Source organism: Legionella lansingensis, from assembly GCF_900187355.1.
In the GTDB taxonomy this organism is placed as follows: Bacteria; Pseudomonadota; Gammaproteobacteria; order Legionellales; family Legionellaceae; genus Tatlockia; species Tatlockia lansingensis.
Window position 1 is genome coordinate 1,229,281 of record NZ_LT906451.1, and the last position, 22,560, is coordinate 1,251,840.

Consider the following 22,560-nt stretch of genomic DNA (forward strand, 5'->3'; position numbering starts at 1 on the left):
ACCTCTAAGATAATAAGCCATGAAGATGAGCTACCGCACATTCACCCAAACCCTGTAAGTTATACCCACCTTCGAGTACTGATAACATTCGACCATTGGAAGTTTTATCAGCAATTTGTTTAACTTTTTGGGTTATCCATAGATAGTCATCAGGGGTTAATAATAAATTGGCGAGCTCATCTTTATAGTAAGCGTCAAATCCTGCTGAAAAAAATATCATGTCTGGGGAAAAATCTTCGATTTGCTTAAACCAGAGCTTTTCAACATGTTCACGATAAGTTTTACCGGTAGTGTATGCAGGTAGAGGAATATTAATAATATTCTTCTCTTGTGTATTGGCTCCCCTAAAAGGGTAGAATGGGTGTTGAAAAGTTGAGCAGTATAGAACGCGCTCATCTCTCTTAAAAATATCTTCAGTACCATTTCCATGGTGGACGTCAAAATCAACAATAGCAACTCGCTCAAGGTCTAATTGTTCTAAAGCATGGGCGACACCTAAAGCGACATTATTGAAGATACAAAATCCCATGGCTTTATTTCTTTCGGCATGATGTCCAGGAGGACGGACGTTACAAAAAGCTGCATCGATTTCGTTTTTTAAAATGAGCTCAACACCATAGACAACAGCTCCAGCTGCTCGTAATGCTGCTTGTAGAGAATGAGGATTCATCCACACGTCGGGGTCTAATGGCACCAAGCCTTGAGAGGGTGCTATTTTAAAAATGAAATCCACATATTCTTCATCATGGACTCTGAGCAACTGTTCGCGTGTGGCTAAAGGGGCTTCGTAGTAAGTTATTACTTTATTTAAATCGGAAGCCTTGACTGCTTGCTCGATACTGCGAAGTCTGTCTGGCTGCTCTGGGTGGAAATCACCCATGTCATGAAGTAAGCAGTCCTTATGTGAAATGAATCCTATTTGCATATTTTATTCCTTAACCCCTTTATTAATTGTAGTCTGCATTCCTTTGTTATTAATGACAAGAATTAAGGCCATTTGGATTTGTAAGTTATATATTCTACGCTTAGATAGAGGGGATAAATTTATTTAGGAGTAAGCATGCGCATTACGTTTTTGGCTGCTGCATGTCTTTTTACGCATTCAGTTTTTGCTGATGTGATTGTTGGGTTTGCAGCCTATGAAAACGGTGATTATACAACGGCTTATCCCCATTTAATTCAAGCAGCCGATGAAGGAAACGATGAGGCAATGTATCTATTGGGGCGCATGTATCAATACGGTTACGGTGTTATTAGGGACGATGCAAAAGCAAAGGAATGGTACCAAAAATCTGCGGAAAGAAATAATGCCTTGGCACAACTTAGCTTAGGATTTCTTTATGATAATGGCAAAGGGGTAAAACAAGATTTTCAACAGGCCTTTTCCTGGTATATGAAAGCAGCAAGACAAGGGAATGCAATTGCTCAACGTAATGTCGGCTTGATGTATTCTGTTGGTGATGGAGTAGCGACCAATGAAGCTAAGGCGTTTGAATGGTTTAAAAAATCTGCTGAACAGGGTTATGCTCGTGCACAAGTTAATTTAGGTTATCAATACATGATGGGACTGGGCACAACCAAAGATGTGGACAAGGCGCTTTATTGGTATGAAAAAGCGGCTGAGCAAGGGGATGCTAAAGGACAATATAGTTTAGGTCTGTTATATACGGGTAAATATGGAATTGCGCAAGATCAACGGGCTGCGGCATACTGGTTTTCAAGTGCTGCTAATCAAGGTCACAAAAATGCCCAAGCCTATTTGGCGTATCAATACCTGAAAGGTTTAGGTGTTGATCAGAATTCCGAAAAGGCGGCCTATTGGTTTCATGCAGCTGCAGAACAAGGAAACGCACAAGCTCAAGCCGAACTTGGCCAACTTCTTTTAAGTGGAACAGGAATTGATAAGGATTATCAGCAAGCTGCCTACTGGTTTGGTAAAGCGGCTGATCAAGGGAACGCCATGGCACAAGGAAAGCTTGGTTATTTATATCTAGCAGGGCTAGGGGTCGGTAAGGATCTCAGTCGGGCTTATGCTTGGCTTAAATTGGCAGCATCAAATAAAAATGAACAGGCCGCAAAAGAGCTTTCACGGTTAGAACCGACTCTTTCTTCACAAGAAAGAGCACTCGGTGATCAATTATTTGAACAAATCAAAAAAGGAAAAGCGAGTTAACGTTTATACTCTCTTAAAAAGTATCAAAACTTGCGTACTCCTGCCATGGTAAATTCTGGCGACTGTAGTTGGTGACTTGCGCATGAGGAGGCCCATTTTGTAGCCAGGCGTCGAATTTTTCGAGTTTATCCGGATCTCCACAAGCAATGACTTCTACTCTGCCATCTGGCAAATTGCGCGCCCATCCGGTAATTCCCAATTTTTCCGCTTCCTCTCTAGCAGAGGCGCGAAACCACACTCCCTGTACGCGACCAGAAATAAAACAATGCATGCATGAGTGTTTGTCCATTGACCTTTCCTTTTCAAGACATAAACGACAAGATTAGCGTATTCCCCGTAGGGTGTGAAGTTGATAAGCTGGAGCTCAATCAAGTATAATGTTTGCTCATTCAGTTGAGACTTATTGTTTTTTTTATGAAATATTTTGCTTGTTTTCTTATGGCAATAAGTACTTTGCTTCACGCTGAGACTTATACCGCCAAACTAGGTGATACAAACGTTAAAATTATCAGGCAAATGGGCAAAGGGAAAACATTTGTTCATTTACATGAAAATGAACATACCGCTTTTCAGGCAGCAAAAATGTATATTGCTCGTGAAGGAGGTTCTTTAATTGCCTTAAAACATTCTGGGAATCGTAATATTGTTTTTCATTTGCATAAGCAACGCTATGAATTTGATCCAAATCGCATTTTTACGGACACAGGCATTAAAAAGACACTCAAGAAATTTGGCTCATACTCCCCTGAAGCTCATCAAGAAGTCAAAAAATTTGCCAATAAAATTATCAGCCTCCTGCCTGCAAAAGGAAAGGTTATCGCTGTTCATAATAATCGTGGGTACTCTCTCAAAGAGTATTTACCACATCATTCCTTAGCTCGTGACGCTAAGGCATTGAATTATGTCCCATGCACAAGTTATCGTAATTTCTATTTTGTTACCAAAAATCAAGAATATCAGCGCTTAAAAAAATTAAAATTTAATGTTGCTCTACAGTCTGATCATGCAACCGATGATGGTTCTCTTTCTTACTATTTAGGGCATAAAAATTACATTAATATTGAAGCTGCTTTTTATGCACTAAAGCAACAGCTAAAAATGCTTTACAATGCTTAGGCGGTAGGGGATCGTCTGATGGCACTTCCTCAAGGAAATTGAGGGCATTTTTAGTGCAACTTGCTTCGTCATTGCGAGCGCAGCGAAGCAACCCAGTTTGATCCTTGAACAAAACTCCGGTCTGGATTGCTTCACTTCGTTCGCAATGACGACACTTTTTCCTTGAGGAAGTGCCATTAGAGGATTGTAAATAGACCTAAAGATTTGCCAAAAAAGATTTTATTTTCTCTTGCGTTGCAATAATGTGTTCTTCATTTTGGTATTTATTTCGCGGCCAAAAAAATCCCTTTAACCCATCGCCCTTATTTCTAGGTACGACATGTACATGGAGGTGAGGGATAACTTTGGCTAATGACATTATTCATTGCGACAAAACTTCCACTAGCGCCCATGGCCTCTGTAACGGCTTTGGTCATTTTCTTAATCAATAAGAAAAATGGTTGAATCATCTGATCAGGTAAATCAGTTAATGTTTTAAAATGTCTTTTAGGCGCTAATAATGTATGTCCTGGGAACAAGGGGCGGTGATCCAAAAATGCAATAAATTTCTCATCCTCGAAAATAATGTAGGCTTGCTCTTCCTTAGTGACAATCAAATCGATAACGCATTTCTTTTGATTTTGCATAACCAATGCTCCCTTACTGCAATTCGATGATTAAACAGAATTTAAACTTTCACTGACAATACTCACGGAAATTTTGCCATTTCTGTCTTTACTACGCTTTAAGACAGTGTAATTTGTTAAATTAAGATCTGGATGAACAATCATGGCGACGCTTAAAAAATATTGGCTTTCAATAGTAATTTGTTGATTGCGGATATTTAATTTCTGTAATAGTGGTGCGATGTCTTGTAAATCTTGTATTCCTTTATCTCCCCGAGCGGTTATCAGCTCTTCGACTTGTGCCTCATTTAAGCCATTTGCTAGAGTTGCTAAAATTTGTTTTGAGGCTGTGTTGATGTTAATCGGAGTCACTTCAGGTAGAACAGTCAAGTAATCGAATAAACTGCTATAAAGCTTAGCATTAACATCTTTAATTAAGCGAAACTCAGAAACATGTTGCAATAATTGCTGGCTTGCAAAGTAAGGAGGCTTTTGTTGTAAATAGTAATTAACAAATTCATCTTGTCCACGACCTGGCTGATAAGGGCTTATCCAATTACGAGTGGCCAAGATAAGGGCTTCTTTTTCTGCGGCGCTTAATTTAGTCGGAGCAAGGTCTAAGATTTTTAAAAATGATGATTGGTATCTTTTGTCGCTTAGATTGTTTAAATTAAAGCGAGATTGTAAGTCGTATAAATGACCACTTGTGCCTACCTCTGGATAAGCGTTCTGTAATTTGCTTGGAAAATCAATAACTTTTCCGAATTCATCTGCTAGAGTAAATTTATTTTTCTTATCCGCCAATTCACTCATTGCCCAAAAAGTTACTGCTTGCGAAGCAAAATAAAGCTTATCGCTTAAAATAGTAAGACGGGTTCTATAAATGTCGAGTTGCAAGCGAGTGCTCATTGCTGTTGCCGCTATTGCAACCAAGGTCATGATGAATAGGGCGGTGATCAAGGCACTTCCGCTTTGTCTTGGATATGATTGAAAGTATAGGCTGACGTTCCGCGGCTTGACCGCGGAATCCAGTGGTGCTGATAGATTTCTGGATCCCGCGGTCAAGCCTCGGGAAGTCGGCATAAAGCCTATACTCTCAATCGCATCCTTTTGTCTATTATTCTGCATACAGTGCCTCTGGAATAATGGTCAAGAAAATCATGTTATCCCAATTCTTGTTGAGAGCAAGATTGAATTGAATCGCTTTGGGCAAGGGCTCCGCACGCTGGTTTTGCTGCACGGCATTTTCTCTCCACTCAGATAGTACTTCCAAACTGTGATTAAGATAAGCGAAGCGACAGCCCGTTAAATTACTTAATAGTACTTTATCTTCATAATCATTACGGTTAGTCGTATCAAGAACATGCCATGTCCTACGTAAAAGCTTATTATCTTGACAGACATAAGCCACGCGTTTGAGATGGCTGCGTTTCTCTTGACCACCTGGGTTTGCAATTCCAAGCCTGGTGAATTCAAGGTATTGAGGATGACCAACAAAAACAGGAAAAAGATGCATTTCATTGCCACGTATAGCTCGAGGTATCACTTGCTTTGTATCCCGCTCGATTAAAATAATGGCCAATTGCAGTTCATTAAGGCGATCTGCCTGCTGATTAACGCGTGTTTTTGTGTTAAATGAGTAATAAAGAACAGAGGAAGTAATGCTTGCCAAGATGGCGAAAACAGCAAGCGCTATTAAGATTTCAAGTAAAGTAAACCCTTTTTCCTTATTCATGCTGATACCGAAATGCTTTAAGTGGATTAGTAAATGGTCCAGCCTGATTTTTACTGACTGTTATGGTCATTTCTTGAACTGATTTTATCTTGCTCGGGTTTACTTTGACGCGCCAATACCAACGTTGCCCTAGCATGTTGGTGACTTGTGTTACTTCTTGGCTAGGGGATACGGCTAACAATCCCAGCTGCACCATGGTTACCCCTTGAACTGCAACCCAATGGCTAATCGTTTTCTCTTGGATTCTTTGTGTATTAGCTACATTTTGAGCGGTGGCTCCCATCAGTGCGGTCAAAGCGATGGCAATGACGGCTAAAGCAAGTAACACTTCAATTAAGGTAAAACCTGTTGGTAATTTTTTCATGACGCTTTGGGGAAAGTTAGAATGATTTCGCCGTTACGCTTGCCAATTAGCGTGGCTATAACAGGTTTTTGCATCGTACCAATATTCAAGACAAAAGGGGTCAGGTCTCCGGAAGAGTCAATGAGGATGTCGGGATTCTTGGAATTATTTTTTAACTTGCTCTGTGGCTTTACAACCACGTGGTCAGGAAAATGTCGTGTATGGAATAAACTTTTTTCTGGCATTGCTGTCCACGTCTTACCCTGTGTAAAACGCAATGTCTGATAACCATCCTGCCGCACATCGATACCTAATGTGGTCATTTCAAGGATTGCTTGCTGTTCTACTAACTTGATATAAGTTGAAAATTGTTCGGCAGTCATGAGAGCCCGTCGGGATGCACCAAAATCGCCAAATGTAAGCAATGCGAAGCCTATGGTGATACTTATAATGATCACTACTACCAAAATTTCAATTAAGGTAAATCCTTTAGCGTGCATTCCAATTGCCTATTTCGGCATTAATCCCTGTTCCTCCAGGTTGTCCATCTGCGCCTAAGGTAAACACATCCACCTCGCTATGTTCACCAGGATTCAGGTATAAATAATCGCGACCCCAAGGATCCTTAGGTAATGCTTGGAGATATTGTTTCCAGTCTCTAGGAGCGGGGGTGGTTGTTGGTTTCTCTACTAAAGCTAACAAGCCTTGATCAGTGCTGGGGTAAATCCCATTATCCAATTTATAGAGATCGAGTGCATTTTGGATAGCCAAAACGTCTTGTTTGGCCTTGACCACCCTGGCTTCATCAGGTCGACTGATGATTTTCGGTACAACAATGGATGCAAGGATGCCAAGAATGACGACCACAACCATAATTTCAATTAATGAAAAACCACTTTGTTTGCTCATTATTAAAAGCTCCTAAACTTACTCAAATATTCTAACGTTGTAACTACTTGTCCCTATCTATATTGCCCGACTTCCCGCGGCTTGACCGCGGGATCCAGCGAATTGGCTAGATCCATGGATCTCGCGGTCAAGCCGCGGAAAGTCGGAAGTGAGCGAATAATTACTTAAAGTTACTAACTCACCAATTGCTCCATAGAAAAAATGGGCAACAGTGTTGCTAACACAATAAATAAAACCACAGCACCCATAAATAGAATCACCATCGGCTCAAGCAAAGTCAGCGCAGTATCGATGAGTCGTTTTACCTCGCTGTCTAAATGAGACGCCGCACGCTCCATCATGGTTGCAATTTGCCCACTTTTTTCTCCACTGGCAATTAAATGTGTTGCCATTGGGCTTAAAAACCCCGTTTCCTTGAGTGCTTGATTTATCGCAGTGCCCTCGCGAACACGAATAGTGGCTTGGTCAAAAGCATTGCGCATCACAAGATTGGTTACAAGACTAGCCGATACTCGCATGGTTTCGAGAACACTAACCCCTGCCGCAAATAGAATACCGAAGGTATGTATATAGCGTGCTACGTTTATCGATTTTACCAGATATGCAGTAATTGGTAACTTTAATAAAATACGATGCCATTGGGTGCGCACATTAATATTGGCAAGACTGCGCTTAAATGCGGCCAAAAGCAAGAATAGGATAAGTAAGACGATCAAGCCGTAGGATTTAATAAACGTACTAATACTGATGAGTATTTTGGTCATTTGCGGCAAAGATTGTCCGCTTGTGGTGAATACTTCTATAATTTTGGGAACAACGAAAGCCAATAAAAAGCTGATAATCGCTGTCGAAACAATAATCATCAAAGAGGGGTAGATGAGTGCTTGTTGTATTTTTTGTCTTGTTTCCTGCTGATTTTCCGTGTAATCAGCAAGTTTTTCAAGAACCAAATCCAACCGTCCCGTCTGTTCACCAGCCCCTACTGTTGCGCGATATAATTCCGGGAAGGCGTTTGGAAATTCTCCCATTGCTTGCGCAAGGGCATAACCCTCGACCACTTTCGCTCGAACACCTATAATTAATTCACGTACCTTATCTTTTTCAGTTTGCTCACTGACTCCACGTAAGGATTCTTCAACAGGAATGCCGGCCGCCAGAAGGGTGGCTAGTTGTCGGGTTAATAGGGCTAAATCTTGTGCCGACAACTTATCTTTGCGTCGTGTTTGCTGTTGTTTAGTTAAGGTGCGAATTTGAGTAGGAATCATCCCACGTTCACGCAATAATTGACGTGCATGACGTTCTGAGTCAGCCTCAATAACGCCTTTGGTGGTGCTTCCTGTTTTACTCAGCGCCTGGTAGTGATACGCGCCCATGGTCAATCACGAATTTTTAACAATAAACCAGTTTAATCTATTGGGTTTACTAAGTCACTTAAGGTAGACTAGCAGGGGCTAATCCTGGAGAGAAAAATGACGAAAGATGTAGTACTTGCGGCAATAAAAGAACATGATGCCAAATTCATCGATTTGCGATTCACTGACCCGCGGGGAAAAGAGCAGCATATCACCATACCAGTATCAGCAGTCGACGATGATTTTATCGAAAATGGCAAAATGATAGATGGTTCCTCCATTAAAGGTTGGCAGAAAATTCATCAATCTGATCTTGCAATTGTGCCTGATATGAGCACCATTGTTCCTGATCCTTTCTACCAAGATAATACCCTGATTATTCGTTGCGATGTTGTTGACCCACAAACGATGTTAGGTTACGACAGAGATCCGCGATCAATCGCTCATAGGGCTGAAGCGTATTTACAATCAACGGGAATTGCTGACAGCGCATTGTTTGGGCCGGAACCCGAGTTTTTCTTATTTGATGATGTGCGTTGGGAAACTGATCTGCGTAGTTCGTTTTACAAAGTTGATTCTGCTGAGGGTCAATGGAACTCAGGTAAAGTCATCGAGGGAGGGAATATCGGTCATAGACCAAGCATAAAAGGTGGATATTTCCCTGTACCACCGGTTGATTCTTCACAAGATATTCGCTCTGCGATCTGTTTGACTTTGGAGGCCCTTGGAATGGTTGTGGAAGCCCATCATCATGAAGTTGCCACAGGTAACCAATGTGAGGTGGCTACACGTTTCAATAGCTTAACCAAAAAAGCTGACGAACTGCAGCTTTTAAAATATGTTGTGCATAATGTTGCCCATAATTATGGGAAAACCGCTACGTTTATGCCTAAACCTTTGGTTGGTGACAATGGTAATGGTATGCACTGCCATCAATCACTGATGAAAGATGGTGTGAATCTGTTTACGGGTGATCAATATGCTGGTTTATCAGAAGCTGCACTTTACTATATTGGCGGGATTATTAAACACGCTCGTGCATTGAATGCGTTCACTAACCCAGCAACGAATAGCTATAAACGCTTGGTTCCAGGCTTTGAGGCCCCAGTGCTTTTAGCTTACTCAGCACGTAATCGTTCAGCAGCAATTCGCATACCCCATGTAGGTAATCCTAAAGCACGTCGCATTGAAGTGCGCTTCCCTGATCCAACAGCCAATCCTTATCTTGCTTTCTCTGCAATGATGATGGCGGGTCTTGACGGCATCCAGAGAAAAATTCATCCTGGTCAGCCTATGGACAAGGATTTGTATGATTTGCCTCCAGAAGAGCTCATCGATGTGCCAACAGTATGTGAATCTCTCGAACAGGCTATCCATCATCTAAGACAGGATCAAGAGTTCTTGTTACAAGGTGATGTTTTCTCCAAAGATTTCATCGATAGCTATATTAAGATTCGTGAAGCTGAAATTGCCCATGTTAGAAGTTTGGTGCATCCTTTTGAGTTTGAGTTGTACTATAGCCTTTAATCGGTGAATAAGATGTTCACTTCTCCTCACCCGCCGCGCTGTGCGCACCGGCCTCTCCCACAAGGGGAGAGGTATTTCTGACTCCCTTAAGAAATTAGCCCTTGAAATTCCTCAGTTTTACCCACATATAGAGCAAAATCTAATTTTATTTTTATTGTTTTAATTTGGAGATTAATAAATGGTGAGTAAGCAGCAAACCATGGGATTTCAAACAGAAGTGAAGCAAATGTTGCACCTGGTTGTCCATTCTTTATATTCAAATAAAGAAATATTTCTACGGGAATTAATTTCCAATGCTTCCGATGCCTTAGATAAGCTTCGATTCTTAGCCCTCTCAGATTCTTCTCTGTACGAAAGTGATTCAGATCTGAAAATAGTTATTGATTTCAACGAGAAACATAAAACGATTACTATCAAAGACAATGGTATCGGTTTAAATTGGACTGAGGCAGTCGAAAATTTAGGAACCATTGCTAAATCAGGTACTAAAGAATTCCTCAATCATTTGACTGGTGAAAATGCGAAAGATGCTCATTTGATTGGCCAATTTGGTGTCGGTTTTTACTCAGCATTCATTGTTGCTGATAAAGTAACTGTAAAAAGTCGCAAAGCGGGCCTTAGTCCCGAGGAAGGTATTGTTTGGCAATCTAATGGTGAAGGAGAGTTTACAATAGGCCAAGAGAAGAGAACCGAACGTGGTACAGAAGTTATTTTACATTTGAAAAAAGAGCAAGATGAATTTCTAAGTGATTGGCGCTTACGCAGCATTATTACCAAATATTCAGATCATATTTGTTGGCCAATTGTAATGAAAAAGAGAGACGAAGACGATAAGCCGGCCAAGGATTTTGAAACAGTCAATAAAGCCACAGCACTCTGGACATTACAGAAATCTGAAATCTCTGACGAAGATTATAAAACGCTCTATAAACATATTTCTCATGATTTTCAGGATCCTCTAATATGGTCACATAATCATGTCGAAGGAAAGCAAGATTATATCAGCCTCTTATATATTCCTAGTCATGCTCCTTTTGATTTGTGGCAGCACGAGATGAAGCATGGTCTGAAGCTTTATGTAAAACGAGTATTCATCATGGATGATGCTGTGCAATTCTTACCCAGATACTTGCGTTTTGTGAAAGGAATTATTGATGCAAGTGATTTACCATTGAATATTTCGCGCGAAATTCTACAAGAAAATAAGCAAGTTGATGCCATTAAGTCAGCTTGTACAAAGCGTATTCTTTCAATGTTGGAAAAACTTAGCACTCAAGATCCCGATAAATATCAAAATTTCTGGAATGAATTTGGTTTAGTCTTAAAAGAGGGACCTATTGAGGACTATGTCAATCGTGAAGCAATAGCTAAATTATTACGCTTTACTACTACAAAAAACGACTCAGAGAAACAAAATATATCTTTAATGGATTATGTATCGCGCATGAAAGAAGATCAGGACAAAATTTATTATTTGACTGCATCAAGTTACAACTCAGCTAGACATAGTCCCCATCTTGAGATTTTTAAAAAGAAGGATATTGAGGTTTTGTTGTTAAGTGATCGCATTGATGAGTGGTTGGTAGGCTATTTGAGTGAATTTGAAGGAAAGAAATTACATTCGATTAGCAAGGGTAAAATTGATCTTGATATTGCTGACGCTCCCGAAATCAAAAAACAGGAAGAGAGCTTGGCTCCTCTGCTTAAACATATTAAAGAAGTGTTGGGGGATAGAATCAAAGAGGTGCAATTGACTAATCGACTGACGGATTCTCCAGCTTGCATCGTTGCCGATGAACATGATATGGGTTTAGAAATGCAACGAATATTGCAAGCAGCTGGTCAGAAGATTGCCGAAACAAAGCCAATATTTGAAATTAATCCAGATCATGCTTTAATCAAACGTCTATATGGTATTGAAGATGACAGCCGTTTTACCGAATGGGTATTTATGTTATTCGAGCAAGCGGTATTGGCTGAGGGTGGGCAATTGGATAACCCCGCTGATTTTGTTAGTCGAGTGAATAGATTATTGTTAGAAGCTCAAGATTTATAACAGCTCCTCATGTTTGATTTGGTGCTCCCCCGATAGGGGGTGGTCTATTCCTAAGACTTTAAATATGTGTAGGTCGGGCCAAAGGCCCATAGCCGTCAGGCTAAGAGTTTAAAAGCACTCTCCTTCGCAGAAGTCAAAGGTCAAAAGAGGTTTCTTTTTTGAATCTTTGATAGCAAAGAGGGAGAGATTTTCATAGAAATCATTCAAGAAATGCTTTAATCGATAAGGAGACATGAGGGCGATAATCAATCCAGTAGCCTTGGAACTTAGTTGGTGACAGGCTTTATAAAAAGAGAGTTGTTTGCCTTCTATGTTGCGCATGGGATTGCATAGCAAAAACAAAAGCATCATTGCAATAAACTTACCATAGGTTTCAATAATCACTCGAGCAAACTTTTTAGTTTTGATAGAGTCAATATGCATTAAGGATTTACTTAATTTAAAGAGGAGTTCTACCTGCCATCGTAAAGCATACGTTTGATGAATTGCTTTATTATTGATTTGAGTTTCAGAGGTATTGGTAATATAAATAGACCAACTTTGTAAAGCCAACGATTCCTGGTTTGGTGTGGAACCACGGCGACGATGATCTTTTATAAGTCTTCTCCGCCTTTGCTCGGCAATGACTGGTGGTAATCGTTGAGCGACCAAGCGGACAGGAATTTTATGCGTTGCTCCCATAAGGACCTGCTGAGAAAAGAATGGTGCAGCATTCTCCAAGGTAACGAGTAAATCAAAAGGTTTCTTATCTTGTGTTAGAAGTTTAGTTCCGGTGAGCAAGCGGCTTATGAAGAAAGCGTTTTCTTCCATAATTTTCTTAAACGTGTTCAGTTTAAAATAACCTAAATCCATTAAATAAAGAGCTCCTTTTTCAATAGTATTAAAATAATTATCAAAGCCCTGATCGTTATCACAGCCCGAAGTTAGAGTAAGCTCTTTTATTTGTCCACCAAGATAATCAAACATCATTTGGATTTTCATAGCGGAACTGGATGCGGCTCCGCCACTGCCTTTAAAAAGCTCATTCAGCGCCTGATGTAAGGATATAGTACTGCTATCAATGATGTTAAGGCTACTAAATTGCTCCAATCCTTGGAGTTGAGGTAACTTTTTCATTTGAAAGTGCTTTAAACAGAATAATGAAAAGGCTTTAAGAAATCCGGCTGTTCGTTCGTTAAATCGCTCATGTAATGATTGTTTTTTGATATAAACTTTTTGCGTTTTTACCAATCCACAGAAAAGTTCCAAATTAAAATGTTCTGAAAAACAGAGCGTTATCAATGATTTTATAAAAACACTAGGTGTCAATTTTGAACGGCGTTTCTGAAAACCTGTTTCCTTTCCTATCCGATCCGCTTCATAAGTAAAAAATTTAAAGATTTCTTGAGGAATATTTGATAGGGTATCCAGCAGCATAGAGTCCCTTTTGGTTGTTTTCCTGGCGGGAAAAAATTTAAAAGGGTACTCTAGCTTTTTTTATTATTATTTCAATAAGTTAAACAAACAATTTCTTTCTTAGCCTGACGGCTATGGGCTTATAGCCCGACAACAAGAATCAATTGGTGACTCATGTCGGGCTATAAACCTGACCGACGCTATTATAAAAGTAGTAGTATTTCGCCGCTCCGCAGTAACATCTGCGGAATCTAATTCGATCTATCAAATTTTTTTTGAATGATTAAGACGGCTTTATGGTCACTACTCGTCAGTTAAACGAAAATATCTTGTACCAAAATAGCGTTGTAGTTTTTTTCTGATTGTACCACGGCTGATTCCAAGCATCTTGGCTGCTTGTAGTTGATTCCCACGTCGTTTTTCCATAACAGCTTGCAAAAGAGGTGGCTCAACTTCTGAGAGAATCATGTCATAGAGATCATCAATGTGCTTAGTTTTATTCTCGGCAAGAAAACGAGTAACTAAGCTATAAACCAAGTCTTGCAGACCTTGATCTTGTTTCACGCTTAGAGGAGAGGTTTGTGTTTCAATGACATTCATCATAACTTCCTTATTCTAGTTAAATCATTCTATCCAAATACTTTCATACTCTAATGAAAGCTAAATTTATTGTACATGAAGGTTAATTGATAATCTACATTTAAGCAAAAAAGTTATCAAAAAAATGAAACACTTAATAAAGAAATATTTCGAACTTTTTGAGGAAAAATTTGCAGATCTTGCTGTCTAAAAACTTAAGAAATAAGTTCAATTTCTTGAATAACCAAATCACTTAATGTGCAATCCGCTTCCTCAGATGAAAGAGAGAACTTCAGTTGCTTCAGGCGATTTATCATACGATTAACAACATGCTCATTGGTTAACAGCTCGTTAAGCATGCGGCTTAATTCTTTAGCATTGCAATCATATTGCAACAACTCTGGCACAACCATTTGGTTTTTTAAAAGATTACATAGACCTAGATATTTTACCTTAATAACCTTCATTGCTGCTACATAACTAAGCCAAGAACCTTTATAGATGATACACATGGGTTTTTCTAAAAGAGCGCATTCGAGTGAAGCTGTACCTGATGCCACAACGACGCAATCACTGCAAGCAACAACGTCCGTTGCCTTTCCAGGAATGAAAGATATCCCAACTCTCGATTTCTTAAAATAGGCCTTCACTAGTTCAGGTTTAAGATTAGCTGCTATAGGAATTACAAAATGTAAATCATTATATTGCTGGCTAAGTATCTGGGTGGTTTTCACTAAGACGGGCATATGTTTTTCTATTTCATGGATGCGGCTGCCAGGTAACATGGCCACAAGGCGTTTTGTTGTGGGTAAATTTAAATTTTGGCGAGCAGCTTTTACATTCGTGCAAAATTGAATGCGTTCCACTAAGGGGTGTCCAACAAAAGATACTGGTATACCTGCTTTCTGATAAATATCTTTTTCAAAGGGTAATATTACCGCCATTCTATCAATATTAGCGCGGATGGTTTCAAGCCGGTTCGCTTTCCAGGCCCATATTTGTGGACTGATGTAGTATAAAATGCGGATACCAAGCTTTTGTTTGGCAAATTTGGCAAGTGGTAAATTAAACCCCGGGCAATCCACGAGAATTAAAAGATCGGGTTTCGTGTTCTGTATATGTAATTTGATTGCTTGAAAGGCCTTTTTTATCATTCGAAGATGACGAAGAACTTCAAATAAACCCGTGACACCAAAACGAGCTAAATCACTTACAAGGTGAACTCCTGCTTCTTCCATATGACGGCCACCCACGCCACTAATCGCAAGATTTGAATTCTTGGCATGAAGTTGGTGAACGAGGTGTGCGGCATGGCGATCACCAGATTCCTCACCAGCAACGATGACAATATGCTTATTAGATTGCATTTCGTTGCACTAAATTGCGATCGATGAGCGAGCTAATTTTGGCTGCCACTTCCAGGGCATCACGGCCTTCTTCGCCAGTTACGAGGGGTGCAGTATCATCTTGGATAGAAGCCAAGAATGCTTTAATTTCCTCTAGTAATGCATCTCCTTTTTCAAACACAGATTGGTGGCGGGTAATTTCCGGAATACCCGGGAACATCTCAGCCTCACCCTTCTGAAAAACAGCAAATTGCTTATTGTGGTAATCGATTGAAATATAAGAATTCGGCTGAAATATTCTCGTCTTACGTTCCGTTTTGAAGCTAATGCGACTGGCTGTGACATTGGCCACGCAGTGGTTCTCAAAAGACAAACGAGCATTGGCTATGTCAATTGATTTAGACAAAATAGGAGCTCCTTGAGCATCAATATTAACAATAGGACTTTTCACGATCGTTTGGATAATATCAATGTCATGAATCATCAAATCCAAAATCACGTTTACATCAGTACCACGTGGATTGAAAGGTGCTAAACGGTGAGATTCAATAAACAAGGGTTGCTCAAGATGAGCATCAAGTGCTAGACGAGCAGCATTAAAGCGCTCCAAGTGGCCAACCTGTAATTTAATCTGATATTGTTTGGCTAGTTCAATGAGTTCATTTGCCTGAGCAACCGTTTCCGTGATCGGTTTTTCAATGAGCACATGAATTCCCTGCGCTATGCAGTCTTTAGCTATTTCGTAATGCTTACTCGTGGTTGCTGCAATGCTAACTGCCTCAACCTTGCCAAAAAGATCGTGGTAATCAGAATACGCGGGAACTTTGAGTCCTTTAGAAACGCTTTCACAAACGTCTTGGTTGATATCACAAATAGCAACTAGCTCAGCATTAGGGAGCATTTGATATTTTTGCGCATGAAAACGGCCCAAATAACCTACCCCAATGACTGCACATTTTAAAATACCCATAAGCACAAAAATTGATAATAATTTGATCGAATGATCGCATTTTCGGGGTCATAAATCAATTCATTCCGGTTCGCGGGGGTGATTAACTTAATGGCAGTGAGATTAGTGCTATCCACAGAATTTTCAAAAAAAGCAACTAAGGTCAATAATTATTCTATGCATTGAGCATTTTTTAGGTGCGAAATGAAACTGAAATGGATATGATTCGCTCTTTGTAATAAGGAGAGCCGACTTGTGGAAATATATGTAGCAGGGGTTGATGAAGTAGGTCGTGGTCCTTTGGCTGGGCCTGTCGTTACGGCCGCCGTGATTTTGCAAAAGCCCATCGAGGGTGTAAAGGACTCCAAAAAGCTTTCGCCTGTAAAACGAAAAGAATTAGCCGTAAGAATCAAAGAAGAAGCATATTGTTTTGCTTATGGTCGTGCAGAAGTTGAAGAAATTGACAGGTTAAATATTCATTATGCAACGTTGTTAGCAATGAAGCGAGCTATTGAAGCTTTACCTACCTCTCCACATGAGGTGCTTGTAGATGGTCTATTTGTACCGCAAGTGATAATGCCCTGCAAAGCCATTGTTGATGGTGATGGCTTAATTTGTTCCATTGGTGCAGCCTCAATTTTAGCGAAAGTATTGCGTGATCAAGAAATGGAGAGCATGGATGACCTTTACCCTGGCTATGGTTTCGCAGCGCATAAAGGCTATGCTACAGAAATGCATCTTTCTGCATTACAGAAGTTAGGACCCTGCGCCATCCATCGTAAAAACTTCACCCCAGTTACCGAACTTTTAGCTGAACTACAAGTTAGTAGCTGACAAGGCCATGTCTGACAAGTACTTATACACACAAGCGCGTATTTTCTTTCTTTTATTTAGGTTGCCAAATAATCAGAAAGAAAATTACTTTTCATATTAATTTTGATGAACCGACTTTTGCAGACATACGAACTGAGTTTTCAAAAGACGACGCGGGTTGGCCCTGAATTGGTACATGTTGACAATCAAAATACAAGACCTGACCTCTTTAGCTTAGTATTAGGGATATATATGTTTATTATTTAATCTTTATGGTGCATCAATAGAAACTGCCAAAACTTATCTGTGTTAATGTTTTCTTAATTTTTAGGTTGTAAATTACTCAAATCGAATAAAAAAATAAAATAATCTACACCAAGGCGAGAGATAATAAGTGAAAGCAATTATTTACCTACCAAAACATACAAATATTCCTGCTCAAGATAGTCCTCAATGTTATTATTTTTCTTTCCTACATCTGCGGGCAATGCATGGAATGCAAAATAATGTCCCTCCTTACGTAAAAGAGATTGTTGATGCATGCAAATATGAAACTGGTGAATATAGAGATATTATGCTCAATATAATGACAAAATATGCCGAAGATCTTATACAAATTGCAGATGAAATAATTGATGACGGAGGCGATGATTATGAGGGGGATTGGATTGAAGATTTTTTAGATAAATACGGAGTGGACTTTGCCATGGCAAGATTACTCAATTTACCGGTTAAAGATTTTGAGGACATAGGCAATCTCACAATGACGGAACTAAAAAACATTTTAGAAGAATACGGGCCAATCGCAATTAGGCTTACACGTGGAAATAAGTTACCAAATGGTACATTACCCATATCTGAGAAAATTAAAACATCTGATGGGTTAATAGAAAGAAATGTTTACAGTGTTGATAATTATCCAGAAAATATCCCACATTGCGTCCTTTTAATTGGTGCTAAAAATCAACCTACACAACAGGTCTATTTTGTAGATCCAAATTACCCACAAATGATTTTATCCATGGGATTTAACTTGTTTAAAAGAAATATTCTCATGGCGGAGTTTGTTCATTTTAATGAAAATACTCTCATACAAGATACAGTCACTTTTTCAAATGCAAAAAATAGGGATCGAGGGAACAGCAACCAAGTAGGTCATTCCTCAAAACGCCGTAAAGCAATTCCAGTGGATGATAATTCTAATTATTTCTATCAAAATTCTTCGGCATCATCTTCTCAACTATTCTTCGAAAACAAAGGAGCGGAAACAGTTACTCTTGAAGCACAAGGTAAGTTACCATCAGCAGAGGAAAGAGAAGAGAGCTTTATTAATGATCTGCTAAATTGAATGTAAGGTACAACTGTCTTAAATAGTTTTCTTATATTTAAGGCAGAACTATTTATTGCCTACTTAAGATTCCTTGCTCCAATATTGATTTTTTTACTCAACGTATTCATTGGCTCCGAGAGCTCAAACATGAGAGGATCTCAGCGCTTCCTCAGCCAGAACGATCCAGACGTAGGAGATCAAATGTATTTTCCTGTTCTACTAATTTTGTGAGGATATACCCGCTCAGGACGACACTATGTGAGGCTATTAAACAAAATACGATGTGAGCTGATAGACATTAAAATGCCGAAGCTGGTTAAAAAGGTAACCATAGCTGTCCCACCATAACTGATTAAGGGTAGCGGCATGCCCACTACAGGTAAAATGCCCATGACCATACCAATGTTAACAAATGCAGCAAGGAAAAATGTCATAGCTAAACTTGCTGCTAACAGTCGTGTAAAACTGGTTTGTGCGTTTTTTGCTATCTGAAGCCCTCGCAAAGCGATGAGAGCGATTAAAATAATAAGAATAATGCTGCCAATTAGGCCAAATTCTTCACTGCCTACAGCAAAAATAAAATCTGTAGCATGCTCCGGTAAGAAATTTAAATGGGATTGACTACCCTCCAGCCATCCTTTGCCGAAAGTCCCACCTGAGCCTATAGCAATTTTGGATTGGATAATATGATACCCAGAACCTAAAGGATCATGCTCGGGGTTAAGAAAAGTGAGGATCCTTTGTTTTTGGTAATCGTACATAAAATGCCATAAAAAAGGGGCAGCTAATCCTATCATGCTTGCAAGAATTAATAGGATGTACATGTTGATACCCGCAAGAAAAATGACGCTTAGGCCTGCAGTGGCAACCATGATGGCAGTCCCCAAATCAGGTTGTTTGGCAATGAGCAAAGCAGGGAAGAAAATAATGATACCGGCAACGCATAATGATTTAATATCAATAGGTAGCATTTTTCGATCAAAATACCATGCAGTCATCATGGGGATTGCCAATTTCATGATCTCCGATGGTTGAAAACGAAATAGCCCCAAATCTAGCCACCGCTGGGCACCTTTCCCGATTTTGCCCATGAGCATGACAAAGATAAGTAAAACCAAGCCTGTACCATAAAGCCAAGGTGACCAAGCTTTGTATTTATGAGGAGGGATCATGGCGAAAATCATCATCATTCCCAAAGCAAAAAACAAGCGCATCGATTGGCGAAAAATCATACTGAGATTTTGATTAGAGGCACTATATAGAATCAACATCCCTATAGCGATCAAGGATAAAAGTAAGCCTAGCAATGGGAGATCAATGTGAATTGATTTCGTGGTAAATCGATAAACTGGGCGGACGTGATGCGTTTTCATGATTTTGGTTCACTTTTTTTCAATTCAAAATAGGCATCTAGAACTTTGCGGGCAACGTTGGAAGCGGCGAAATCATTTTCAACAATGACTGCTATGGCTATTTCTGGATCTTCCACGGGTGCAAAGGCAATAAATAAGGAGTTATCTCTTAAATATTCAGGGATATCTTCGTACCGTGTTTTTTCATATTGACGGCCTCCGAATACCTGTGCTGTTCCTGTTTTAGCAGCAACGGAATAGGGTGCATTCCGGCCAAAACGGTAACCTGTTCCCTCATTACTAGTAATGACGGCACGCATACCTTCTGCGACAATATCCCAATAATTCTCATCTTTAAGTCGCATCGGATATTCTTCAAGAACCTGATAAACATGGGTTTCACCTTTGTCGCTTTGGACGGACTTAAGAAGCAAATGAGGGCGAAAGCGTCTTCCCTTTTGACTTAATGAAGCAGTGGCGTTTGCAAGTTGTAAAGGAGAAACTAACATAAAACCTTGGCCGATGGATGTTATCACGGTATCTCCTGGATACCAGGCAACCCCTTTAGTTTGTGCCTTCCAACGTTTACTCGGGACCAAACCTGGAGCTTCTTCATTTAAGTCCACGTGGGTTAGCTGACCAAAACCAAATTTCACCAACATGTCTTCAATGGCTGAAATGCCCATCTTATGTCCTAATTGATAAAAATAAGTATCACAGGAAACAGTGATAGCCCGTTTTAAATTGATTACTCCGTGACCTGTTTTTTTCCAATCACGGTAGGCATGGCTTACTCCGGGTAAACGGAACCATCCTGGATCATAAATACTATAACGTGCATCAATCACGCCTTTTTCCAAACCAGCTAATCCCATAAAAGGCTTAATGGTTGAAGCGGGAGGATATAACCCTCTGACCGCACGGTTATACAGTGGCCTTTCTTTTGCATTCACCAGTTTTTGATAGTCAGAAGCAGTAATTCCATTAACAAAAATGTTTGGATCAAAGCTTGGTGAACTAACCATGGCAAGAATATCACCATTTTTAGTGTTTATGGCGACGACAGCACCTCGCTTATTTGCTAGTGCTTCATAGGCTGCTCGCTGAAGGCGAGAGTCAACTGTTAAATAAAGCTTTTCACCTGAAATAGGATTTTGTTTATTTATAATTCTTAAGGTTCGACCGCTAACATCGGTTTCAACCTGCTGATAGCCAACTTCGCCGTGTAAAATATTCTCATAGAACCGTTCTATTCCGGCTTTGCCAATGAAATTGGTAGCTCGATAGTTGGTAGGATCAACTTGACGAAGTTCTTGTACATTAATACGTCCAACGTAACCTAGAACATGCGCCATTACCTCCCCTAAAGGATAAAAACGCATTAACCTTGCCTTAATATTGACTCCGGGGAACTGATATTGATTGCTGGCAAAGATAGCAACTTCTTCTTGAGTAAGCTTAAGTTTTAGCGGAATAGGCACAAAGGAACGATTTTGTTTGCGGGTGCGATGAAAATTTTCCAGATCATCCTCAGTAATTGAAGGAAGCAATTTTTGTAATCTCTTTAGCGTCTGAGGCATATCTTTAACTCGCTCTGGAATAGTTTCCAAAACATAGACCGGGATATTTTCAGCTAATACAACCCCATTTCTATCTAAAATAATTCCTCTCGGTGGTGCGATGGGAATAATGCTCATCTGATTTTTTAGTGATAGGGTTTGATAACGCTTATATTGAGAGACCTGCAAGTAAGCGAGGCGCAAAACCAGGATAGAAGATAAAAAGAGGACTAAAGTTGCTAGCAAATTCAATCGAAAGCGTTGTATACGAGTGTCCACGCGATCTCTTCTGATGGATTTATTTAAACGCATATCAATTGCTTTGTATTAAAGGGTAAAAATAATACATCTTATCTTAAAACCTCATTTATGATAAGGGTGGTGATGGAGAATAGACCAGGCGCGATAAAGGGCTTCTAATAAAACAATACGGACCAAAGGATGAGGGAGGGTTAATTTTGACAATGACCAGCGCTCATGACTTTTTTGCAAAATGTCTGGACTCAAGCCTTCTGGGCCGCCAATAATGAAACATACATGACTTACTATCTGTTGCAGCTGTTGAATTTTTTGCGCCAACTGCTCGCTGCTAAATGCTTCTCCATTCATATCCAGCGCAATTATTCGAGCACTAGAAGGAATAGCAGCCTCAATCAATGCTGTTTCTTTATCCAGGATGCGTGCTAAATCGCTGGATTTCCCTCGCTTAGTTAGAGGAATTTCTATTAAGCTAAGGTTGGTATATTCTTGTATGCGTTTGGAAAACTCTGAAACGGCTTCCATAACCCAACTTGGCATTTTGTTACCACAGGCGACTAGGGTAATTTTTAACATATATATGAGGTCTGTTGATATTTCGCTATCTTGAGCCAAAATGAGTTGATTGTCGAGCAACGCAGCATACATGAGAGTATGTGAGTAGTGAAGCAGAGACAATCAACTCATTTTGGCCAAGAGAGTAGAAATGTCAACAGACCTATTTAGGTGGGCTCTGCCAGAGACCTTCCAGATTATAAAAGGCGCGAACATCTGCTTGCATAACATGTAAAACAAAATCACCAAAATCAACCAACACCCATTCTCCGGTCTCAAGACCACTTTGACTAAGTGGAATCATCCCAAGTGTTTTCATTTTTTCGATGGTAAGTTCGGCGATTGCTTTGACGTGACGCGATGAGCGACCGCTACAAATGATCATATAATCAGTTACCGAGGTTTGTTTTATTACATCAATAACGATGACATCAATTGCATGATTATCATCTAAGGATTTAACCAACTGTTTTAAAAGTGCAGGTTGCTCAGACATGGACGAGAAATACTCTTCAAAAGCGCAAGATGATAACAGTAATTAATAAAAGTCTCAAAGGATTGATGGGATTTTGCGCCTCTGAGGATTGTATTCTTTGACCTTAATTGGC

23 protein-coding genes are annotated in these 22,560 nt (G+C 39.8%); 6 read left to right on the forward strand and 17 right to left on the reverse strand.

What is annotated here, in order from left to right; all coding sequences use genetic code 11:
* Positions 1 to 4: 4 nt before the first annotated feature.
* The gene (locus CKV79_RS05530) at positions 5 to 925 is read right to left on the reverse strand and encodes a histone deacetylase family protein (protein WP_028374017.1); all 921 of its coding nucleotides are present in this window, start codon (positions 923 to 925) and stop codon (positions 5 to 7) included.
* Positions 926 to 1,060: 135 nt separating this feature from the next.
* Between CKV79_RS05530 and CKV79_RS05535 the strand changes: the two genes are divergently transcribed.
* The gene (locus tag CKV79_RS05535) at positions 1,061 to 2,173 is read left to right on the forward strand and encodes a tetratricopeptide repeat protein (protein WP_028374018.1); all 1,113 of its coding nucleotides are present in this window, start codon (positions 1,061 to 1,063) and stop codon (positions 2,171 to 2,173) included.
* A gap of 13 nt (positions 2,174 to 2,186) precedes the next feature.
* On the opposite strand, the gene CKV79_RS05540 is transcribed toward CKV79_RS05535, so the two are convergent.
* Entirely contained in the window at positions 2,187 to 2,462 is a 276-nt protein-coding gene (locus tag CKV79_RS05540) for an acylphosphatase (protein ID WP_028374019.1), read from the reverse strand.
* A gap of 125 nt (positions 2,463 to 2,587) precedes the next feature.
* On the opposite strand from CKV79_RS05540, the gene CKV79_RS05545 reads away from it, so the two are divergent.
* Positions 2,588 to 3,289 carry a hypothetical protein gene (locus CKV79_RS05545; protein WP_028374020.1) on the forward strand — a complete coding sequence of 234 codons (702 nt, stop codon included), beginning with the start codon at positions 2,588 to 2,590 and terminating at the stop codon, positions 3,287 to 3,289.
* A 308-nt stretch (positions 3,290 to 3,597) separates the two neighbouring features.
* On the opposite strand, the gene CKV79_RS05550 is transcribed toward CKV79_RS05545, so the two are convergent.
* From CKV79_RS05550 to lspF, 7 genes are all read right to left on the reverse strand, one after another.
* The gene (locus tag CKV79_RS05550; protein WP_231950216.1) at positions 3,598 to 3,915 is read right to left on the reverse strand and encodes an HIT family protein; all 318 of its coding nucleotides are present in this window, start codon (positions 3,913 to 3,915) and stop codon (positions 3,598 to 3,600) included.
* Positions 3,916 to 3,945: 30 nt separating this feature from the next.
* A complete protein-coding gene (gspK, locus tag CKV79_RS05555) occupies positions 3,946 to 5,022 on the reverse strand; it encodes a type II secretion system minor pseudopilin GspK (protein ID WP_274519306.1) in 1,077 nt (358 codons plus the stop codon).
* A complete protein-coding gene (gene lspJ / locus CKV79_RS05560; protein WP_028374022.1) occupies positions 5,012 to 5,629 on the reverse strand; it encodes a GspJ family T2SS minor pseudopilin variant LspJ in 618 nt (205 codons plus the stop codon). Before lspJ ends, gspK begins: the two co-directional genes overlap by 11 nt.
* Entirely contained in the window at positions 5,622 to 5,993 is a 372-nt protein-coding gene (gene lspI / locus CKV79_RS05565) for a GspI family T2SS minor pseudopilin variant LspI (RefSeq protein WP_028374023.1), read from the reverse strand. Before lspI ends, lspJ begins: the two co-directional genes overlap by 8 nt.
* Positions 5,990 to 6,472: a type II secretion system minor pseudopilin GspH gene (gspH, locus tag CKV79_RS05570; protein WP_028374024.1), complete on the reverse strand. Its 483-nt coding sequence runs from the start codon at positions 6,470 to 6,472 to the stop codon at positions 5,990 to 5,992. Before gspH ends, lspI begins: the two co-directional genes overlap by 4 nt.
* Complete coding sequence (gene lspG / locus CKV79_RS05575; RefSeq protein ID WP_028374025.1) at positions 6,462 to 6,881, reverse strand: GspG family T2SS major pseudopilin variant LspG; 420 nt, start codon at positions 6,879 to 6,881, stop codon at positions 6,462 to 6,464. Before lspG ends, gspH begins: the two co-directional genes overlap by 11 nt.
* Positions 6,882 to 7,054: 173 nt before the next feature.
* On the reverse strand, positions 7,055 to 8,254 hold the full coding sequence (gene lspF / locus CKV79_RS05585) for a GspF family T2SS innner membrane protein variant LspF (protein ID WP_028374026.1): 1,200 nt from the start codon (positions 8,252 to 8,254) through the stop codon (positions 7,055 to 7,057).
* Between the two features lie 96 nt (positions 8,255 to 8,350).
* On the opposite strand from lspF, the gene glnA reads away from it, so the two are divergent.
* On the forward strand, positions 8,351 to 9,760 hold the full coding sequence (glnA, locus tag CKV79_RS05590) for a glutamate--ammonia ligase (protein ID WP_028374027.1): 1,410 nt from the start codon (positions 8,351 to 8,353) through the stop codon (positions 9,758 to 9,760).
* A gap of 178 nt (positions 9,761 to 9,938) precedes the next feature.
* Positions 9,939 to 11,816: a molecular chaperone HtpG gene (htpG, locus tag CKV79_RS05595; protein WP_028374028.1), complete on the forward strand. Its 1,878-nt coding sequence runs from the start codon at positions 9,939 to 9,941 to the stop codon at positions 11,814 to 11,816.
* Between the two features lie 108 nt (positions 11,817 to 11,924).
* On the opposite strand, the gene CKV79_RS05600 is transcribed toward htpG, so the two are convergent.
* From CKV79_RS05600 to CKV79_RS05615, 4 genes are all read right to left on the reverse strand, one after another.
* Complete coding sequence (locus CKV79_RS05600) at positions 11,925 to 13,232, reverse strand: IS4 family transposase (protein WP_095141691.1); 1,308 nt, start codon at positions 13,230 to 13,232, stop codon at positions 11,925 to 11,927.
* Between the two features lie 282 nt (positions 13,233 to 13,514).
* Positions 13,515 to 13,811, reverse strand: coding sequence for a helix-turn-helix domain-containing protein (locus tag CKV79_RS05605; RefSeq protein ID WP_028373684.1), 297 nt, complete (start codon positions 13,809 to 13,811; stop codon positions 13,515 to 13,517).
* 194 nt (positions 13,812 to 14,005) lie between these two features.
* Positions 14,006 to 15,157, reverse strand: coding sequence for a lipid-A-disaccharide synthase (gene lpxB / locus CKV79_RS05610; RefSeq protein WP_028373683.1), 1,152 nt, complete (start codon positions 15,155 to 15,157; stop codon positions 14,006 to 14,008).
* Positions 15,147 to 16,106, reverse strand: coding sequence for a Gfo/Idh/MocA family protein (locus CKV79_RS05615; protein ID WP_028373682.1), 960 nt, complete (start codon positions 16,104 to 16,106; stop codon positions 15,147 to 15,149). Before CKV79_RS05615 ends, lpxB begins: the two co-directional genes overlap by 11 nt.
* Before the next feature lie 240 nt (positions 16,107 to 16,346).
* Here CKV79_RS05615 and rnhB point away from each other — a divergent pair, with 240 nt between their 5' ends.
* Both rnhB and CKV79_RS05625 read left to right on the forward strand, forming a co-directional pair.
* Positions 16,347 to 16,919 carry a ribonuclease HII gene (rnhB, locus tag CKV79_RS05620; RefSeq protein ID WP_028373681.1) on the forward strand — a complete coding sequence of 191 codons (573 nt, stop codon included), beginning with the start codon at positions 16,347 to 16,349 and terminating at the stop codon, positions 16,917 to 16,919.
* Positions 16,920 to 17,292: 373 nt separating this feature from the next.
* Positions 17,293 to 18,246, forward strand: a complete 954-nt coding sequence (locus tag CKV79_RS05625) for a hypothetical protein (protein ID WP_028373680.1) — start codon at positions 17,293 to 17,295, stop codon at positions 18,244 to 18,246.
* Between the two features lie 236 nt (positions 18,247 to 18,482).
* Here the strand turns inward: CKV79_RS05625 and rodA are convergent, their stop codons facing one another.
* The 4 genes from rodA to rsfS form a co-directional block, all read right to left on the reverse strand.
* Positions 18,483 to 19,601 (reverse strand): rod shape-determining protein RodA, encoded by a 1,119-nt coding sequence (gene rodA / locus CKV79_RS05630; protein ID WP_028373679.1) that lies wholly within the window; start codon positions 19,599 to 19,601, stop codon positions 18,483 to 18,485.
* Entirely contained in the window at positions 19,598 to 21,451 is a 1,854-nt protein-coding gene (gene mrdA, locus CKV79_RS05635; RefSeq protein WP_028373678.1) for a penicillin-binding protein 2, read from the reverse strand. The genes rodA and mrdA overlap by 4 nt, the downstream gene beginning before the upstream one ends.
* Positions 21,452 to 21,502: 51 nt before the next feature.
* Positions 21,503 to 21,973 (reverse strand): 23S rRNA (pseudouridine(1915)-N(3))-methyltransferase RlmH, encoded by a 471-nt coding sequence (gene rlmH, locus CKV79_RS05640; protein WP_028373677.1) that lies wholly within the window; start codon positions 21,971 to 21,973, stop codon positions 21,503 to 21,505.
* 142 nt (positions 21,974 to 22,115) lie between these two features.
* The gene (gene rsfS / locus CKV79_RS05645) at positions 22,116 to 22,448 is read right to left on the reverse strand and encodes a ribosome silencing factor (RefSeq protein ID WP_028373676.1); all 333 of its coding nucleotides are present in this window, start codon (positions 22,446 to 22,448) and stop codon (positions 22,116 to 22,118) included.
* Positions 22,449 to 22,560 lie beyond the last annotated feature (112 nt).

Coding starts and splice junctions, on each gene's coding strand:
- CKV79_RS05530 (WP_028374017.1), bottom strand. CDS start 925: ATGCAAATAGGATTCATTTCACATAAGGACTGCTTACTTCATGACATG.
- CKV79_RS05535 (WP_028374018.1), top strand. CDS start 1,061: ATGCGCATTACGTTTTTGGCTGCTGCATGTCTTTTTACGCATTCAGTT.
- CKV79_RS05540 (WP_028374019.1), bottom strand. CDS start 2,462: ATGGACAAACACTCATGCATGCATTGTTTTATTTCTGGTCGCGTACAG.
- CKV79_RS05545 (WP_028374020.1), top strand. CDS start 2,588: ATGAAATATTTTGCTTGTTTTCTTATGGCAATAAGTACTTTGCTTCAC.
- CKV79_RS05550 (WP_231950216.1), bottom strand. CDS start 3,915: ATGCAAAATCAAAAGAAATGCGTTATCGATTTGATTGTCACTAAGGAA.
- gspK (WP_274519306.1), bottom strand. CDS start 5,022: ATGCAGAATAATAGACAAAAGGATGCGATTGAGAGTATAGGCTTTATG.
- lspJ (WP_028374022.1), bottom strand. CDS start 5,629: ATGAATAAGGAAAAAGGGTTTACTTTACTTGAAATCTTAATAGCGCTT.
- lspI (WP_028374023.1), bottom strand. CDS start 5,993: ATGAAAAAATTACCAACAGGTTTTACCTTAATTGAAGTGTTACTTGCT.
- gspH (WP_028374024.1), bottom strand. CDS start 6,472: ATGCACGCTAAAGGATTTACCTTAATTGAAATTTTGGTAGTAGTGATC.
- lspG (WP_028374025.1), bottom strand. CDS start 6,881: ATGAGCAAACAAAGTGGTTTTTCATTAATTGAAATTATGGTTGTGGTC.
- lspF (WP_028374026.1), bottom strand. CDS start 8,254: ATGGGCGCGTATCACTACCAGGCGCTGAGTAAAACAGGAAGCACCACC.
- glnA (WP_028374027.1), top strand. CDS start 8,351: ATGACGAAAGATGTAGTACTTGCGGCAATAAAAGAACATGATGCCAAA.
- htpG (WP_028374028.1), top strand. CDS start 9,939: ATGGTGAGTAAGCAGCAAACCATGGGATTTCAAACAGAAGTGAAGCAA.
- CKV79_RS05600 (WP_095141691.1), bottom strand. CDS start 13,232: ATGCTGCTGGATACCCTATCAAATATTCCTCAAGAAATCTTTAAATTT.
- CKV79_RS05605 (WP_028373684.1), bottom strand. CDS start 13,811: ATGAATGTCATTGAAACACAAACCTCTCCTCTAAGCGTGAAACAAGAT.
- lpxB (WP_028373683.1), bottom strand. CDS start 15,157: ATGCAATCTAATAAGCATATTGTCATCGTTGCTGGTGAGGAATCTGGT.
- CKV79_RS05615 (WP_028373682.1), bottom strand. CDS start 16,106: ATGGGTATTTTAAAATGTGCAGTCATTGGGGTAGGTTATTTGGGCCGT.
- rodA (WP_028373679.1), bottom strand. CDS start 19,601: ATGAAAACGCATCACGTCCGCCCAGTTTATCGATTTACCACGAAATCA.
- mrdA (WP_028373678.1), bottom strand. CDS start 21,451: ATGCGTTTAAATAAATCCATCAGAAGAGATCGCGTGGACACTCGTATA.
- rlmH (WP_028373677.1), bottom strand. CDS start 21,973: ATGTTAAAAATTACCCTAGTCGCCTGTGGTAACAAAATGCCAAGTTGG.
- rsfS (WP_028373676.1), bottom strand. CDS start 22,448: ATGTCTGAGCAACCTGCACTTTTAAAACAGTTGGTTAAATCCTTAGAT.